At 69.8% G+C, this 15,463-nt stretch carries 13 protein-coding genes; 7 read left to right on the top strand and 6 right to left on the bottom strand.

The window, feature by feature from the left end:
- Window positions 1-12 precede the first annotated feature (12 nt).
- The 3 genes from H507_RS14785 (at window position 13) to sppA (ending at window position 3,976) form a co-directional block, all read left to right on the top strand.
- Window positions 13-726: an aminotransferase class IV gene (locus tag H507_RS14785; RefSeq protein ID WP_022909587.1), complete on the top strand. Its 714-nt coding sequence runs from the start codon at window positions 13-15 to the stop codon at window positions 724-726.
- A 121-nt stretch (window positions 727-847) separates the two neighbouring features.
- The gene (locus H507_RS14790) at window positions 848-2,170 is read left to right on the top strand and encodes an MFS transporter (protein WP_022909588.1); all 1,323 of its coding nucleotides are present in this window, start codon (window positions 848-850) and stop codon (window positions 2,168-2,170) included.
- A gap of 90 nt (window positions 2,171-2,260) precedes the next feature.
- Window positions 2,261-3,976, top strand: coding sequence for a signal peptide peptidase SppA (sppA, locus tag H507_RS14795; protein ID WP_022909589.1), 1,716 nt, complete (start codon window positions 2,261-2,263; stop codon window positions 3,974-3,976).
- A 39-nt stretch (window positions 3,977-4,015) separates the two neighbouring features.
- Here the strand turns inward: sppA and H507_RS0104835 are convergent, their stop codons facing one another.
- A complete protein-coding gene (locus tag H507_RS0104835; protein WP_022909590.1) occupies window positions 4,016-5,365 on the bottom strand; it encodes a 6-phospho-beta-glucosidase in 1,350 nt (449 codons plus the stop codon).
- A 100-nt stretch (window positions 5,366-5,465) separates the two neighbouring features.
- On the opposite strand from H507_RS0104835, the gene H507_RS14800 reads away from it, so the two are divergent.
- Window positions 5,466-6,467, top strand: a complete 1,002-nt coding sequence (locus H507_RS14800) for a carbohydrate kinase family protein (RefSeq protein WP_022909591.1) — start codon at window positions 5,466-5,468, stop codon at window positions 6,465-6,467.
- A 92-nt stretch (window positions 6,468-6,559) separates the two neighbouring features.
- On the opposite strand, the gene H507_RS0104845 is transcribed toward H507_RS14800, so the two are convergent.
- The gene (locus H507_RS0104845; RefSeq protein ID WP_022909592.1) at window positions 6,560-7,765 is read right to left on the bottom strand and encodes a GNAT family N-acetyltransferase; all 1,206 of its coding nucleotides are present in this window, start codon (window positions 7,763-7,765) and stop codon (window positions 6,560-6,562) included.
- Window positions 7,766-7,893: 128 nt separating this feature from the next.
- On the opposite strand from H507_RS0104845, the gene H507_RS14805 reads away from it, so the two are divergent.
- The 3 genes from H507_RS14805 to dapC all read left to right on the top strand — a co-directional run bounded on the left by H507_RS14805 (window position 7,894) and on the right by dapC (window position 11,180).
- Window positions 7,894-9,639: a VanW family protein gene (locus tag H507_RS14805; RefSeq protein ID WP_157438878.1), complete on the top strand. Its 1,746-nt coding sequence runs from the start codon at window positions 7,894-7,896 to the stop codon at window positions 9,637-9,639.
- Window positions 9,640-9,735: 96 nt separating this feature from the next.
- Window positions 9,736-10,056 (top strand): ferredoxin, encoded by a 321-nt coding sequence (fdxA, locus tag H507_RS0104855; RefSeq protein WP_022909594.1) that lies wholly within the window; start codon window positions 9,736-9,738, stop codon window positions 10,054-10,056.
- Window positions 10,053-11,180, top strand: a complete 1,128-nt coding sequence (gene dapC, locus H507_RS0104860; RefSeq protein ID WP_022909595.1) for a succinyldiaminopimelate transaminase — start codon at window positions 10,053-10,055, stop codon at window positions 11,178-11,180. Before fdxA ends, dapC begins: the two co-directional genes overlap by 4 nt.
- Before the next feature lie 102 nt (window positions 11,181-11,282).
- Here the strand turns inward: dapC and H507_RS0104865 are convergent, their stop codons facing one another.
- The 4 genes from H507_RS0104865 to dapD form a co-directional block, all read right to left on the bottom strand.
- A complete protein-coding gene (locus H507_RS0104865; protein ID WP_022909596.1) occupies window positions 11,283-12,413 on the bottom strand; it encodes a Gfo/Idh/MocA family protein in 1,131 nt (376 codons plus the stop codon).
- On the bottom strand, window positions 12,410-13,423 hold the full coding sequence (locus H507_RS0104870; protein ID WP_022909597.1) for a Gfo/Idh/MocA family protein: 1,014 nt from the start codon (window positions 13,421-13,423) through the stop codon (window positions 12,410-12,412). Before H507_RS0104870 ends, H507_RS0104865 begins: the two co-directional genes overlap by 4 nt.
- Before the next feature lie 121 nt (window positions 13,424-13,544).
- Window positions 13,545-14,480: a hypothetical protein gene (locus tag H507_RS14810; RefSeq protein WP_022909598.1), complete on the bottom strand. Its 936-nt coding sequence runs from the start codon at window positions 14,478-14,480 to the stop codon at window positions 13,545-13,547.
- Window positions 14,480-15,439 carry a 2,3,4,5-tetrahydropyridine-2,6-dicarboxylate N-succinyltransferase gene (gene dapD / locus H507_RS0104880; protein ID WP_026377792.1) on the bottom strand — a complete coding sequence of 320 codons (960 nt, stop codon included), beginning with the start codon at window positions 15,437-15,439 and terminating at the stop codon, window positions 14,480-14,482. The genes H507_RS14810 and dapD overlap by 1 nt, the downstream gene beginning before the upstream one ends.
- Window positions 15,440-15,463 lie beyond the last annotated feature (24 nt).

Below are 15,463 nucleotides of genomic sequence, written 5' to 3' on the forward strand. Positions count from 1 at the left end.
AGGCTGGAGTCTATGAGTGCCGACACCGTGGTGGCCGATTCGTTCCTGGTCGACCACGGCCGGGTGCTGTTGCTCGGGGCCCATGCCGACCGGTTCGCGCGTGACGCGGGAGCAGTGGGCTTCCCCGCGGACGAAGCGCGCCGCGCCCTGCTGGACCTGGCCCGCTCGGTCCCGGAGGCAGGACGGTGGTTCCCGCGGATCGATCTGCTGTCCGACCTGACCCTTCGTCCTCTGCTGCGACCTGCCCCACCCCGTGGCGGCGAGGTGCGGGTGGCGACCGCCGACCACGACCCGCGTACCTGCCCCGCCGTGAAGGGCCCCGACCTCGCGGCCCTGTCCGAGCAGCGTGCGCGTGCGCAGCGGAGCGGGGCGGACGAGGCGCTCCTCCTGGTCGACGGCCTCGTCTGCGACGGGGCGCTGAGCGCTGTGGTGTGGTGGCGCGACGACGTCCTGCACCTGCCCCACCCCGCGTTGGCGAGGGTCGACTCCGTCACCACCCGCTGGCTGGTGGCGCAGGCCCGCGTGCGAGGGGTGGAGGTGCGACGGGTCCGGGCTCGTCCGGATGATTTGGCGGGTGCGGAGCTCTGGCTGCTGAGTGCGCTGCACGGGATCCGACCGGTCGTGGGGTGGCTCGACGGACCCACGGTGGCCATGCCCGGTGGTCACCAGCGGTGGTGGCAGCAGCGCCTCGAGCGCGCGCGGGAGCCGGTCTCGTCCCTGGCATGAGGGTGGCCCTCGGTCGGCCCGGGCCCCGGCTGATGGGATGTCCACCATGCGCGAATCCAGTTGCTTACCCAAACTAACCATCTAGACTGGTGGACGACCCCACCCCCACCAGAGGATCTCCATGGCAGACCGCGTACGCACCTTCGCGAGTTTTGCCCTGTTCAACTATCGGCTCTTCTGGCTCGGCGCGCTGGTCAGCAACGTGGGCGGGTGGATGGCGCGGGTGGCCCAGGACTGGCTGGTGCTGACCCAACTGACCGATCACTCCGCCCAGGCGCTGGGCCTGGTGACGGCCCTCCAGTTCCTGCCGATCCCGCTGATCGCCCCGATGGCCGGAGCCCTCGCGGATCGCTATTCCAAGCGGCGGTTGCTGATGGTCACCCAGGCGGCGCTGGGGGCGACGGCCTTCGGCCTGTGGATCCTGGTCGCGACCGGCACGGTGCAGTTGTGGCACGCCTTCCTGTTCGCCTTCCTGCAGGGAGTTGCATCGGCCTTCGACATGCCGGTCCGCCAAGCCTTCGTCTCGGAGATGGTGCCGCAACGGCTCGTCTCGAACGCCATCGGCCTCAACTCGGCGCAGTTCAACGGCGCCCGACTGCTCGGCCCGGGTCTGGCCGGACTGCTGATCGCCTGGGTCGGCATCGCCCCGGCCCTGCTGGTCAATGCGCTGAGCTTCGTCGCAGTGATCGGCGCCCTGTGGTTCATGCGCACCGACCAACTCATGCCTCGTCCGAAACGGGTCGGCACCGGCACTGTGCGTGAGGGCATTGCCTATGTGCGCACGCGCCCCGACATCCTGCTCATCCTCGGCATCATCTTCGTCTTCTCCACGTTCGGCATGAACTTCCAGATCACCAACGCCCTGATGGCGACGACGGTCTTCGGCAAGGGCGCGAGCGAGTACGGCATGCTCGGTTCCGTCATGGCGATCGGCACCCTGGCGGCCGCCTTCATGGCGGCTCGGCGGGTGCGTCCCCGCCTGCGTTGGCTTCTTCTGGGGGTGCTCGGGTTCGCCGTGTTCACCGCCGGGGCGGCGCTGGCGCCGACCTACCTGTTCTTCGCCGTCATGCTGGTCGGTGTGGGGGTGTGTTCCCTGACGGTGATGACCTCGTGCAACGCCACCGTGCAGTTGGCCTCCGACCCAGCGCTGCGAGGTCGCGTGATGGCGGTCTACATGGCGGTCAACATGGGCGGTACCCCGATCGGGTCGCCGGTGATCGGCTGGATCGGTGACCACTGGGGAGCCCGCTGGACCCTCGGCGTCGGAGCCGTCGCCACGTTCGCCGTGTGCGTTGCAGCGAGCCTCTACGTGATGGTCCACGACCGGGTACGTGTACGGCTCGAGGGGGTCTGGCCGCCGCGGTTGCTGGTTGATCGACTGGACGATTCGGCACTGGCCCCGGGAGCCATGGCCGATCCGGATCCCCAAGCACGCGTGGCCTGAGCGGAATCACCCCGTTCCGGCACCCTGACTCGCCCCGGTTTCGTCCGACCTCACTCCGGTTTGTCGCCGTGGCCTTCCTAGACTCGCAGCATGGACCTGATCGCAGCTGCCCGTGACTTCCGAGCCCGCACCACCGGACCCGTCATCCTCGAGATCGACCTGGCTCGCGGGATCACCGTGGCCCCGCCCGACAATCCACTCGCCGCCCTGAAGGCGCTCAACTCAGCCACGATGGGTGCGGTACGTGAGGGACTCCGCCAAGGAGCGACCGACCCCCGCGTGAAGGGGCTCATCGTGCACGTGGCCCCGTCGGGACTCGGACTGGCCGACCTGCAGAACCTGGGCGACATGATCGCTGAGTTCGGTGGGCACAAGCCGACCACCGCGTGGACGCAGACCTTCGGCGAGATGGGCAATGCCCTCCCGCTGGTCGCCCTGGCCACCCGGGCCAGGACCGTGTGGGTGCAGCCGTCGGGACTCGTCTTCCTGGGCGGACTGCACCTGTCGATCACCCTGCTGCGCGGACTCTTCGAGAAGGTCGGCCTGACGCCGGAGTTCGGTCAGCGCAAGGAGTACAAGTCGGCCGCAGAGCAGTACGCGGGCACCGAGATCAGCGAGGCCAATCGCGAGATGATGCAGCGCCTGGCCGACTCCGTCGTCGAGCAGTGCCTCGCCCAGATCGCGGCCGGCCGAGGCCTCGAGGTCGAGGCCGTGCGCGCCGCCATGGACGAGAGCCCCGTCACCGTTGAGCGGGCCGTCGAACTGGGACTGGTCGACAAGGTCGGCTACCGCGACCAGGTCTACGACGACGTCTACGCGGCACTGGGGCTCGACCGGCACGCCCTGCAGTTCGTGCACCGCTACGACGCCAAGGTGCAGCGCCGTGAGCTGAAGCGCCAGCTCGTCGACCGACACGCACCGCAGGTGGGCATCGTCACCCTGCGCGGCCCGATCGTCACCGGACGGGGCGCTCCCGGCGGACCTGGTGGGCAACAGGCCGGCGGTGACGCCGTCGCCGATCACCTGCGCGCCGCTGCCCGGGACGACAAGGTGAAGGCGGTCGTCCTGCGGATCGACTCACCCGGGGGGTCGGCAGTGGCCTCCGACACCATCTGGCGCGAGGTGCACCGGGTGCGTGAGTCGGGTCGTCCGGTGGTGGCGCTGATGGGCAATGTCGCGGCCTCGGGCGGCTACTACGCCGCCATGGGTGCCGACGAGATCGTGGCCGCGCCGTCCACCCTGACGGGGTCGATCGGCGTGCTGGCGGGCAAGGTCGTCACCTTGGGACTGCTGGACAAGCTGGCGCTCAAGCATGAGGGCATCAACTCCGGCCCGAAGGCCGACCTGTTCGCCGCCGACCACCACTTCACGGCCGAGGACTGGGCCGTGCTGGACGCCTGGCTCGATGCCATCTACGAACAGTTCACGGCAAAGGCGGCAGCCGACCGCAAGCTGAGCCGCGAGGACCTCGAGAAGGTCGCCAAGGGTCGGGTGTGGACCGGCGCCGACGCCCTCGAACGGGGGCTCGTCGACCACCTCGGCAACCTCGAACTGGCCGTCCAGCGAGCGTGCGCGCTGGCGGAGGTCGATCGCGACCAGGCGGTGCTGCGCACGGTGCCGGCCTTCGGCATGCTCGAGCAGTTCATCCCCGCCGACTCAACCGAGTCCTCCGGTCGTCCTCAGGTGTCCGTCGCGGACGGCCCCGAGGCGTTGTTGCCGAAGGCGATCCGGGCTCTCGGCCTGGGTGGGGAGTGGGCCCAGATCAGCGGCCCGCTGGCCCTTCCCTGGCGGTTCGACCTGCGCTGACCGCGATCCCGGGTTACGGGCCCGGGGTCCGGCCCGGGCTCAGCTCAGGTACTGCAGCCCGTCGACCTCGGCGAGGAAGTCGTCGAGGATGCTGCGGGCGACCGCGACCGAGTCGACCAGTGGGTGCTGGGCGATGGCCCGCCAGGCCAACGCCCGGCTCCCGCTGCGGGATGCCTCGATGGTGGCCCGTTCGACCTGCTTGACCTGGGTCACCAGACCGACCCCGTGGCGGGGGAGGGGTCCCGTGGGCAGCGGGTGCACCCCTGCGGCGTCGACCCGGCAGGGTGCCTCGATCACGGCGTCGGCGTCGAGTTCGGCCACCCGGTCACCGTTGGGCCGGTTCACGATCAGGGTCGCGGGACGATCGTGGGCGATGGCGTGCATGATGGCCAGCGCGACCCGGTCGTAGCCCCCGCTGACCAGGTCGTCCGGGTCGCGTTCGAAGTGCCCGGCGGCCTCGCGATTGGACGCCATGTAGGTGGTCTCGCGGGCGAGGCGGCAGTCGTCCCACCGCCGTAGTGCCCCCGGAGCAGTGGGGTCCGGGACGCCGTAGAACTCCCGCTGCTGGGCCTCGATCACCTGCGCCCGCGTGCGGGTGGCCGCGCGGTCCGCAGCCAGCGCCTCGCGCGTGAAGTAGTAGTGGTGCAGGTACTCGTTGGGCAGATGGCCCAGGTTCTGCAGCCAGTCGGAGCCGAACAGGCGGCCCTCCTCGAACGACTCGAGTGCCGCAGGGTCGGCCATCAACCGCGGCAACTGGTCGCTGCCGTCCAGGACGAGGGATCGGATCCAGCCGAGGTGGTTGAGCCCCACGTAGCCGATCTCGGCCCGCGACCGGTCGGCGGGCGCGACGCCCAGGGCGCCGAGCGCACGTCGGGCCAGACCGACGGGGGAGTCGCAGATACCGATCACCCGATCGCCCAGCACGTCGACCAGTGACTCGGTGACCATGCCGGCCGGGTTGGTGAACGAGATCACCCAGGCCTCGGGGGCCAGGGCGGCGATCCTCTCCGCCATGCCGCGGACGACGGGCAGGGTGCGCAGGGCGTACGCGACGCCCCCGGCCCCGACTGTCTCCTGCCCGATCACCCCATGCCTGAGCGGGATGGTCTCGTCACAGGTACGCCCGGCAAGACCACCGACTCGGATCGCGGAGAACACGAAGTCGGTGCCCCGTACGGCGTCATCCAACTCGGTGTGCAGCGACACCACGGGAGGGTGGGGGTGCCCGGAGGACTGCTCGCCCAGCACGGCGGCGATCGAACGGAGGCGATGCGCATCCGAGTCGAACAGCCTCAACTCGGTGACCCGCCCCGGCTCGCGGTCGTCCAACAACGCCTGGTGCACGAGCGGCACCCGGAACCCTCCGCCCCCCAGGATCGACAGAATCATGGCGTCCTTCCTTCCCACCTGACGGTAGGGCGCAAGAATGATCAGAGGCAAGCATGATCGACCGTCCGGCCAGGGTGACGTGGCGGTCAGGGAGCGACCAATGACCTCACCGACGACGACCCCCTACGACCTCCTGGCCTGTGGGCTGGTGTTCACCGACCTCATCTTCCACGGCATCCCCGATGAGGGTCCCGCCTTCGGTACAGAGGTGCGCACCCCCGACTACCGCGAGGTTCCCGGCGGCATCGCCAATGCCTCCATCGCCGGTAGTCGGCTCGGCCTTCGGGTGGGCATGGTCGCCGACGTCGGCGACGACCTGGTGGGGCAGGGCAGTCTCGCCCGACTGCGGGACGAGGGAATCGACACCTCGGGTTGCCTCGTGCACGCCGGTTGGCAGACGCCCTTGACCATCGTGCTGAACTACGCCGGCGACCGCACCATGGTGACGGCCGAGACCCCCCACCCCGGGCGCTGCGTGCTGCGCGCCGCCTCTTCGCCGCCCGCCAGGGTGGTGGTGGCCCACCTGCAGCCCTTCCCGATGCCGTGGCTGTCCAGTGCGGCCCAGCGCGGCGCCCTGGTGATCGGTGACATCGGCTGGGACGAGAGCGGCCGCTGGGACCTCTCGGCGCTGCCCGACCTACCGCACTGCCACGCGTTCACGCCCAACCTCACCGAGGCGCTGCACTACACCCGGACGACGACCGTTGACGAGGCACTCACGGCCCTCTCCGAGCACGTCCGACTGCCGGTGGTGACCATGGGCGCCGACGGGGTGTCGGCCCTCGACCGCGACACCGGTGAACGGGTGCACGTGGCAGCGGTCCCCGGGCCCGTCGTCGACACCGGGGGAGCGGGGGACGTCTTCTCGGCCGGGCTGGCGGCGGGGCTGCTGGCGCGGTGGCCGCTCGTCCAGTCGCTACGGTTCGCGGTGCTGGTCAGCGGTCTGACGGTGCGTGAACCCGGGGCCGGCACCACCGCACCCACCCTCGCCGACATGCGCCGCTGGCACGCCGACCTGGACCGTGGCGACCCCCTCGTCGAGGAGTACGCCTTCCTGACCGAGATCCCCACCCACGGCCCCTGGAGCCAGCCCGCTCCGTGAGCCCGGCATCGCCGGACCAGCGACGCCCGGCCCACCAACGGTGCGGCGCAGCCCGCCCCAATCCCTGAGCGCCAGAAGTCGGGCGGCTGGGATCAGAAGTAGTCGCGGATGTGGTTCTGGCGACCACCGAAAGCGGCCGACCAGGTGGGATAGGTGTTGGTCGCCCCGCCCGCGGCGAGTCCGGCCCCGACGATGTTCCACATCGATTGGGAACCCGAGAACAGCAGTGACAGTCCGCGCTGGCTGAACTCGACCGGGTTGAGCCGCTTCGAGTGGGCACCCAGTCTCCCGATCCGGGTGACGGTGGCGTGGCCGTCCTCCAGCCGCAGCTTCCAGTCACCGGTGATGGTGTCGATGCTGTCATCGGTGACCCGGAACGGCAGTTCGCAGTCCAACCCCTCCGGCCAGACGCGGGGCACCAGCGCGGCGCGGAGGTTCAGCACCTTCACCATGTACGGGAACCTCTCGACCACGTGCCAGGTCGCCGCCGGGTGCACCAGTCTCAAGCCGTCGTCGCCGGAGGTGCGGAAGACGGTGTGGGGCAGCACCGGGGAGTTCGTCCCGAACATCGCCAGCAGGGCCTGGGTGGCCAGCGATGACAGCGAGACGAACTCCCGGACCGACAGTTCGGCACCTTCGCCGTACCCGTGGCCACGGTTCCACGAGGCGTAGGCGGCCACCTGGCCGTCGATGCGCGCCACGGTGATGCCGGTGTGCGCCTTCACCCGCTTGGCGGGCTTCGACTCGTACAGGGGGCCGGTGCGGTTGACCGGCCCGTTCTGCTGGATCGCCCAGCGGTGGTACAGGTCGTCGAGGGCGGGGACGTCGTCCTCGGTGGCCCGACCCAGGGTCACACCTTCGGGTGGGGTGAGCGTGCCCAGCTCGATGGTGGGCACCTTGACGCGGGTGAGTTCGGCTGCGAGTTCGAACCCGAATCTGCGATAGATGGCGTTCGCGGTGGGGAAGAGGGTTGCCACCACCGCCCCTCGCTCGCGCGCGTCCGCAAGGGCCTGCAGCAGCAGCGGGCTCAGCACACCCCGGCCGCGGTGTTCCTGTGCGGTGGTGACGCTCATCACTCCTGCGGTCGCCAGTTCGGTGCCGCCCCAGAAGGAGGAGATGTCACGCACCCCTGCCCGGCCCACCTGGCGGTCGTCGTCGAAGGCCCCCAACCAGTAGGAGGGTGGCTTCGAGATCTGGGCTGTGTTCTTCTTCGACAGGGGGGAGCCGAAGGCCTCGTGGCGCAGCAGTTGGGTGGCCTCGGCATCGTCATCGGTCAACGGACGCACGGTGATCGCCATGTCAGTCAGTCAACCAGAATTCCCCGATTCTGGACTGACGCCATCGCCACGTAGAATCTGGCCACGAGTCGTGGGTGCCGTCGTTGGGGCGCTGGACGACGTCCCATACCCCGCAGCAGAGGTGCCTCTTGTCACAGAACCATGTCTCCCGTGCCGGTCGAACCCCAGGAGCGCGCCGTCGCCGTCCGCACGCCGTGGTGGGAGCCTCCGTCGTCGGGGGGCTCGTGGTCATCGCAGGAGCGGCCTACGCCGTCGGATACGTGATGGCCGGGGACAACACCCCCAAGAACGCCTCGGTACAGGGAATCCCGATCGGCGGCATGCCTGCCCAGGAGGCCGAGCGGAAGCTGCAGAAGCAGATCGCCCCCAAGGCTGAGGCCGCGATCATTCTGAAGGGGCCCGACAAGCAGGCCTCGATCAAGCCCGCGGCTGCCGGCCTGTCGGTCGACTACGCCGCCACCGTTCGGGCTGCAGGGGCCGGACGATCCTGGAGCCCGCTGCACATCGTGAACGTGCTGCGCGGCGGTGGCTCCCTCGATCTGGTCACCACCTCCGACCCGGCCAAGCTGAAGGCGGCCGTGACGGCTGTGGCCCCGCAGTTCGCGGTCGAGCCGCGGGACGCCTCCTTGGCCGTGGTGGGCGGGAAGGCCAAGATCACCGAGGCGGTGCAGGGTCAGTCCCTCGACGTCGACAAGGCAACGGCCGAGGTGCGGCAGGCCTGGCTGGAACGCACCAGCGTCGACGCCCCCCTGACCACCAGCGACCCGCAGATCACCACCGAGGCGGTCACCTCCGTGGCCGAGCAGCAGCTGTCGCCGGTGCTGTCCGGTCCGATCCCGCTGAAGACCAGGGACGGCAAGGCCTTCGAGGTGCCGCAGCAGGCCCTGGTGGCCAGCACCACGGTGAAGCAGACGGGCACCACGTTCACGGTTTCGACCGACATGAAGAAGCTGTTCGCCGGTTCGCAGGACTCGATCGCGACCCTCAAGTACCCCCAGGGACGCAACGCCAGCATCCAGTTGCAGGGTGGCAAGCCGGTGGTCGTCCCCTCCATCGACGGTCGCGGGGTCACCGAGGCGAACTTCATCAAGGCCGTGCAGCCGGTGCTGGCGCGGACGGGCGCCGAACGCACCGCTGTCGTCGAGGTGACCAAGGTGCCGGCCTCCTACACCACTGCGGACGCCCAGAAGGCGGGCGTCAAGGAGGTCACCGGGGAGTTCACCACGCAGTTCCCCTACGCGGAGTACCGCAACAACAACCTCTCCCATGCTGCCGCCGGCATCAACAACACCTACCTCAAGCCCGGCGACACGTTCAGCCTCAACCGGGTGCTGGGCGAGCGGACCGCCGGCAACGGCTACATCGACGGCTACGTCATCGAGGGTGGGGTGCTCAAGAAGGAGGTCGGCGGCGGCGTCTCGCAGTCGGCGACCACCACCTACAACGCCGCCTTCTTTGCCGGTCTCGAGGACGTGGAGCACCATCCGCACTCCCTCTACTTCCCGCGCTACCCCGCGGGGCGTGAGGCGACCGTCTACTACGGGTCACTCGACCTGAAGTTCCGCAACAACACCAACTACGGCGTGCTGGTGCAGGCGTACGTGAACAAGGCCGCCCCAGGGGGCATGGGCTCGATCACGGTGCGCATCTGGTCGACCAAGATCTACACGGTCAAGTCGTCCGACCTGGTCAAGTCCAACTTCACCACGGGCAAGGTGATCACCAGCAAGGACCCCAAGTGTGAGTACCAGGCACCCATCCGGGGCTTCGACGTGCACTACAGCCGGCTCTTCTACCAGGGCGGATCGCTGGTGCGCACCGAGAAGTTCTTCTGGCGCTACAGCCCCGGCGACGAGATCAAGTGCGCCAGCTGACCGCGGCTGGTTCACAGGCCGGAACGGCGACTGCCCCCCGGGTTGTCGGAGCGGTACAGTCGTGAACCACGGAGCACGTAACGAAAGGGAACCCTCGTGACCTACATCATTGGCGCCGCCTGCGTTGACATCAAGGATCGCGCCTGCGTCGAGGAGTGTCCGGTCGACTGCATCTACGAGGGCAACCGCATGCTCTACATCCACCCGGAGGAGTGCGTCGACTGCGGTGCCTGTGAGCCGGTCTGCCCCGTCGAGGCCATCTACTACGAGGACGACGTCCCCGCCGAGCAGAAGCAGTTCTACGACGTGAACGTGCAGTTCTTCGACGACCTCGGTTCCCCCGGCGGCGCCTCCAAGCTGGGACCCCTCGACAAGGACCACCCGGTCGTCGAGGCCATGCCGCCCCAGGGCGAGTGACCGCCGACGCGGTGACCGGTCGGGGGGCCTTGTCGGCGCAGTTGCCCGACTTCCCGTGGGACACGATCGCTGCCGCCAGGCGGCGGGCCGAGCAACACCCCGGCGGCATCGTCGACCTCTCGGTCGGCACCCCCGTCGATCCGACCCCAGCCGTGGCCAGGGATGCCCTGACCGCAGCCTCGGACGCGCACGGCTACCCCCAGGTCTGGGGCACCCCCGCCGTGAGGCAGGCCATCATCGGCCACCTGCGCGAACGCTGGAACGCGGCTGAGTTGGCGCAGACGCAGGTGATGCCCGTCATCGGCACCAAGTGGTTGGTGGCATGGCTTCCCACCCTGCTGAACCTGGGGGAGGGCGACGTCGTGGTCATCCCCACGACGGCCTACCCCACCTACCGGGTGGGCGCCGAACTGGTCGGGGCGACGGTCGTCGAGTGCGACGACCCGAAGGGGCTGCCCGCCAACACCCGACTGGTGTGGATCAACTCACCGGCCAACCCCCACGGCGCGATCCTCGGCCCCGACGACCTGCGCGCCTGGATCGACGCGACCCGCGCATCAGGAGCAGTGCTGGCCTCGGACGAGTGCTACGGCGAGTTCGCCTGGGACGCCCCTGCCCACTCCGTGCTCGACACCTCGATCAACCACGGATCGACCCGAGGGTTGCTGGCGGTCATGTCGACCTCCAAGGAGTCCAACCTCGCGGGCTACCGGGCTGGCTTCGTGGCCGGGGACGAGGCCATCGTCCGTGAACTGCTGGCCTTGGGCAAGCACACCGGCATGATGCTGCCCACCCCCGTGTTGGCGGCCATGCAGGCCGTGCTGACCGACCGTGCCCACGTCGCCGAGCAACGGGCCCGTTACCTCGCCAGGCGAGCTCTGCTGCGACCGGCGCTGGAGCGAGTCGGCTTCCGCATCGACCACTCCGAGGGCTCGCTCTACCTGTGGGCCACCCGGGGGGAGAACTGCCGCACGACGCTCGACTGGCTGTCCGAACGAGGCATCCTGGCGGCCCCCGGCGACTTCTACGGTGAGGCCGGGCGCCAGCACGTGCGGATCGCCCTGACCGCCACCGACGAGCGGATCGCCGCGGCCGTCGAGCGGTTGGGTGCCGACTTCCGCTGAGGCGTCTTCACACCGCCAACCCGGAAGCTCGTCACCAGATCGCCCCGCCATCCCCGATCCGGGCCAGCGGGGCCGTCTGGCGACGAGTTCCCGGGTTGGGGCTCAGGCGAGCTCCGAGATCTGCACCACGCGGTGCTTGCGGGCCGAGACCTGCGCTGCCTCCACGATCTGGGCGGTCCGCAGGCCGACGTGACCGTCGGGCGACGGCCACTCCACAGCCTCACCGGCACGTCGAGCCTGCACCGCATCGATGAAGGTGCGCAGCAGTCCGTCGTCCAGGTTGGCGCCGTAGGGCAGCCAGAAGTCACGCCCACCCGCGTTGCCGTCCCAACCACCGACCCGTTGGGCGAAGGGATTGATCTCGAGCACCCCGTTGGTCCCGGCCAGTTCGAGGGTGACCCCACCCCAGGTGGGGGCTCCCTTGGGCACGCTCCAGGAGCAGTCGATGGTGGCGACCAGGCCCTGCTCATAGGTGATGGTGACCAGACCACCCGTCTCGCACAGGACCCCATCGAGGTCGGCGTGCATGATCTGGTTCTTGACGGCGTGGACCGAGGCCGGACGATCACCGGTCAGCCAGTCGAGCAGCTCGGCCACGTGCACGGTGTGGTCGACCAGGGCACCGCCTCCCGACCATTCGGGATTCAGGAACCAGCGCCGGGCCCCGACGGGGCAGTAGCCGTTGTTGGTACCGACGGCGCCGATCAGCTGCCCGAGCGTTCCCTCGGCGATCGCCTGCTTCGCGGCCGTCACCGCGGGCGAGAAGTGCACGGGGTAGGCGGTCATCAACAGCACACCGGCGCGCTCGCAGGCATCGATCATCGCGCGCGCGTCCGCGGCCGTCACGGCGAGGGGCTTCTCGCAGAGCACGTGCACGCCGTGCGCGGCGGCGAGCTCGGTGTCCTGGCGGTGGCGGGTGTTCTCGGAGCAGATGACCACGGCGTCCGGCGCCCACGCGAACAGTTCCTCGTAGGTGTCGACGTGGGCCACTCCGAGCTGGGCGGCGAGGTCCGCGCCGCGCACCTCGTGGTCGGCCGACGAGACCCGGTCCGGATCGCACGCCAGCACGTCCACCCCCGCCTGCTGCAGCAGGTGCACGTAGCCGGCGGCATGGGGGTGCGCGAAGGACATCACGGCGACCTTGAGTCGGCGCTGGTCGGTGTGGTCGCCCTGCATCGAGGTGGACTCCTGCTCGTCGGCCTGCCGGGTGGTCTGCTGCTGGGTCTGGGTCATGCCTGGGATCCCTTCAGGAACGTGGGGAAGTCGACGGGGGCGCCGGTCTCGGCACTGAGCTCGGCCGCTTCGGCGAGCGCGACGGCGACCAGTCCGTCCTCCGCGCTCACCTTCGCCGGTTCGCCCGTGCGCCACGCGCGGACGAAGTCGGCGATCTCGGCCGAGTAGGGATCTCCTGCCAGGGCGACGGTGCTCGGACTCGGTCGTGGCGGGTCGTCCGGTGACGTGGTGAGGGTGTAGCCCACCTCGTCGCGCGAGTCGTAGCGCAGCTGTCCGGTGGTTCCCGAGACGGAGAACGTGTACCAGAAGGGTGCCTTGGGGACGGTCCACAGACCTCGGCAGTGGCTGATGGCGCCGGAGGTGTGGGTGAGCACCACGTGGGCGGTCTCGGTGGGATGGGGCTCGGAGGCCGTCCGACGCTGGGCGTACACCGTGGCCACCGGGCCCGCCATCCACAGGGCCTCGTCGAGGTCATGGATCATCAGGTCCATGGTGATGCCGCCGGACTGCACCGGGTCGGAGTACCACCCGCGGTCGAACGGGTAGGGCACGGCACGGGTGAACCGCAGCACCGCCAGGTCGCCCAGTCCCCCCGCGGCCACCGTCTGCTGCGCGGCCGCATACTGCGGGAACCAGCGCACGACGTGGGCGGGGAACAGGCGTCGTCCGGTCTCGGCGGCCACACCGACGAGGTGCCTGGCGTCGTCGGTGGTGCGGGCCAACGGCTTCTCACAGACCACGTCCTTGCCCGCGCGCAGTGCCCGTTCGACCAGAGCAGCGTGGCTCGGGGTCGGCGTGATGACGCAGATCAGGTCCGAGGTGGCGATCAGTTCGTCGAAGCTGTCGACCCGGGTGGCCCCGTGGGTGTCGGCGAACCGGTCCGCCCCTTCGAGGGAGTACACCCGCATGGCGGCACCGACGGCCTTCCACGCTGCGGCATGGGCCGGCGAGATGCCGCCTGCACCCACCAGGCCGACCGTCAACCCTGGCATCTCGGACTTCTGGGTCATGTGCACACTCCTGGGTGTTGGGGTTCGACTCGCGTCCATCCAACTACGCCGAGGTAGGCCTGTCTCGCCCCGATCGCCCTGTGGTCGGGGTTCGCTCAGCCCGATTGGGCGGCACCCCGGGTCAGGACTGGCTGGCGGAGGGCTGTGGTGTGCTGCCGGTCACGGTGAGGGTCGCCGTACCGGCGGCCGGGGTCGGCGAGGCCGTGGCCTGTGACCAGACGGCCAGGTGGTCGGGGTCATGCTGCCAGGTGCGCCCCGCGACGGTGATCGAGCCGATCGGGGTCTCGTCGATGGTGGCCAGGCTGAGGTTCACTGCCGCCCACAGGTCCTGGGGGTTCTTGGCGGTGATCGTCCACCGGTCCCCTGAACGCTTCAGGCTGGCCCTGCCCTTCAGGCCGGTGCCGAAGACCTGGGTGATGACCACGGGTTCGGGTGTCTCGGGGGAGTCCCGGTTCAGGCAGGTGAGCGCGCCGGGGGAGTGCCCCGTGAGTGCGCTGGCCAGTGCCTTCGCGTTCTCGACGTGCTTGCGGTACCCGTCGGGCACCCCCGAGCGCTGGACGGACTGGGCCACGTCGTTGATGTCACCGGTCTGCCAGTTGGCCACCTTGACCAGGTGCTCGTAGAACTTCCCCGACGCGTACCACGGGTCCATGATCTGGTCGACACTGCCCCATCCCTGCGACGGGCGCTGCTGGAACAGCCCCACCGAGTCCCGGTCGCCGTGGTCGAGGTTTCGCAGACCCGACTCCTGCATCGCCGTGGCCAACGCGATCGAGGCGGCCCGGGCGGGCAGCCCACGCCTGATCGACTCCGCGACGATCACCGACGCCCACTTGGCCTGCTCCGGCGACATCGAGTAGGTCACGGGACCCACCGTGACCACGCACTGGTTGGCAGGAGGTACCACCTGCGGCATCTCCTGGCGCCGGAGCCACTGGAACACGGCGAAGACCAGCACGGCCACCACCACCAGGATGACCCCGCAGCCCAGCAGCGGGGCGAGGGTCGAGTTCCGTCCGGTGGGGGCCGCTGGTGGTCGTCCGTCGTGGTCAGGCATCAGTTCTGGTGGAGCGCCGCGTTGAGTTGCACGGCGCCCCCGCTGCGGGGCAGCACCTCCACCGCGCCGGTCAGGGAGTTGCGGCGGAACAGGAGGTCGGACTGGCCGCTGAGCTGCGAGGCCTTCACCTGGGTTCCGTCGGGGGTGGTGAGCTTGGTGCCGGCGGTGACGTAGAGCCCCGCTTCGACGACGCAGTGGTCGCCCAGCGAGATGCCCAGACCCGATTCGGCTCCGAGCAGGCACCCCTTTCCGATGGAGATCACCTGGGTGCCGCCGCCCGACAGGGTGCCCATGATCGAGGCGCCGCCGCCGACATCACTGCCGTCTCCGACGACCACCCCGGCGCTCACGCGTCCCTCGATCATCGAGTGACCCAGCGTGCCGGCGTTGAAGTTGACGAACCCCTCGTGCATCACGGTCGTCCCCTCCGCCAGGTGGGCGCCCAGTCGCACCCGGTCGGCGTCGGCGATGCGGACGCCGCGCGGAGTGACGTAGTCGACCAGGCGGGGGAACTTGTCGATCCCGAACACCGTCACGTGCCCGTGTACGGCGCGCAGAGTCGCCCGGGTCTGTTCGAACCCGTCGACGGCGCAGGGGCCCTGTGAGGTCCAGACGACGTTGGGCAGGACCGCGAAGATCCCGTCAAGGTTGAGCCCGTGGGGTGGCACCAGCGTGTGGCTCAACAGGTGCAGTCTCAGGTAGGCGTCCGCGGTGGTGGCGGGTGCCTCGTCCAGGACGATCCTGGTCAGCACCACCTCGAGCCGTACCCCACGGTCCTCGTCCAGCAGTTCGAGGTCGGTCAGCCACTGGGGGGCGGCCGCAGCGGGTTCGCCCCCGAGGACGGGTTCGGGGTACCACGTGTCGAGCACCTGGTCGGAGGAGTCGTGGACGGTGGCGAGGCCCCAGGCCCAGGCGGTGCGGCCCGGGGTCGAGGAAGCGGCGGCGGGTGCGTCGGTCATGGCGGCCATGCTATCCGGGCGTGC

Origin of the sequence: Aestuariimicrobium kwangyangense DSM 21549, from assembly GCF_000421525.1 — a bacterium.
In the GTDB taxonomy this organism is placed as follows: Bacteria; Actinomycetota; Actinomycetes; order Propionibacteriales; family Propionibacteriaceae; genus Aestuariimicrobium; species Aestuariimicrobium kwangyangense.

Excerpts from the sequence above, each read along its gene's own strand:
- H507_RS14785 (WP_022909587.1), top strand. The coding sequence starts at position 13 with ATGAGTGCCGACACCGTGGTGGCCGATTCGTTCCTGGTCGACCACGGC.
- H507_RS14800 (WP_022909591.1), top strand. The coding sequence starts at position 5,466 with ATGACCTCACCGACGACGACCCCCTACGACCTCCTGGCCTGTGGGCTG.
- H507_RS0104835 (WP_022909590.1), bottom strand. The coding sequence starts at position 5,365 with ATGATTCTGTCGATCCTGGGGGGCGGAGGGTTCCGGGTGCCGCTCGTG.
- H507_RS0104865 (WP_022909596.1), bottom strand. The coding sequence starts at position 12,413 with ATGACCCAGACCCAGCAGCAGACCACCCGGCAGGCCGACGAGCAGGAG.
- H507_RS14810 (WP_022909598.1), bottom strand. The coding sequence starts at position 14,480 with ATGCCTGACCACGACGGACGACCACCAGCGGCCCCCACCGGACGGAAC.
- H507_RS14790 (WP_022909588.1), top strand. The coding sequence starts at position 848 with ATGGCAGACCGCGTACGCACCTTCGCGAGTTTTGCCCTGTTCAACTAT.
- dapD (WP_026377792.1), bottom strand. The coding sequence starts at position 15,439 with ATGACCGACGCACCCGCCGCCGCTTCCTCGACCCCGGGCCGCACCGCC.
- sppA (WP_022909589.1), top strand. The coding sequence starts at position 2,261 with ATGGACCTGATCGCAGCTGCCCGTGACTTCCGAGCCCGCACCACCGGA.
- H507_RS0104870 (WP_022909597.1), bottom strand. The coding sequence starts at position 13,423 with ATGACCCAGAAGTCCGAGATGCCAGGGTTGACGGTCGGCCTGGTGGGT.
- H507_RS0104845 (WP_022909592.1), bottom strand. The coding sequence starts at position 7,765 with ATGGCGATCACCGTGCGTCCGTTGACCGATGACGATGCCGAGGCCACC.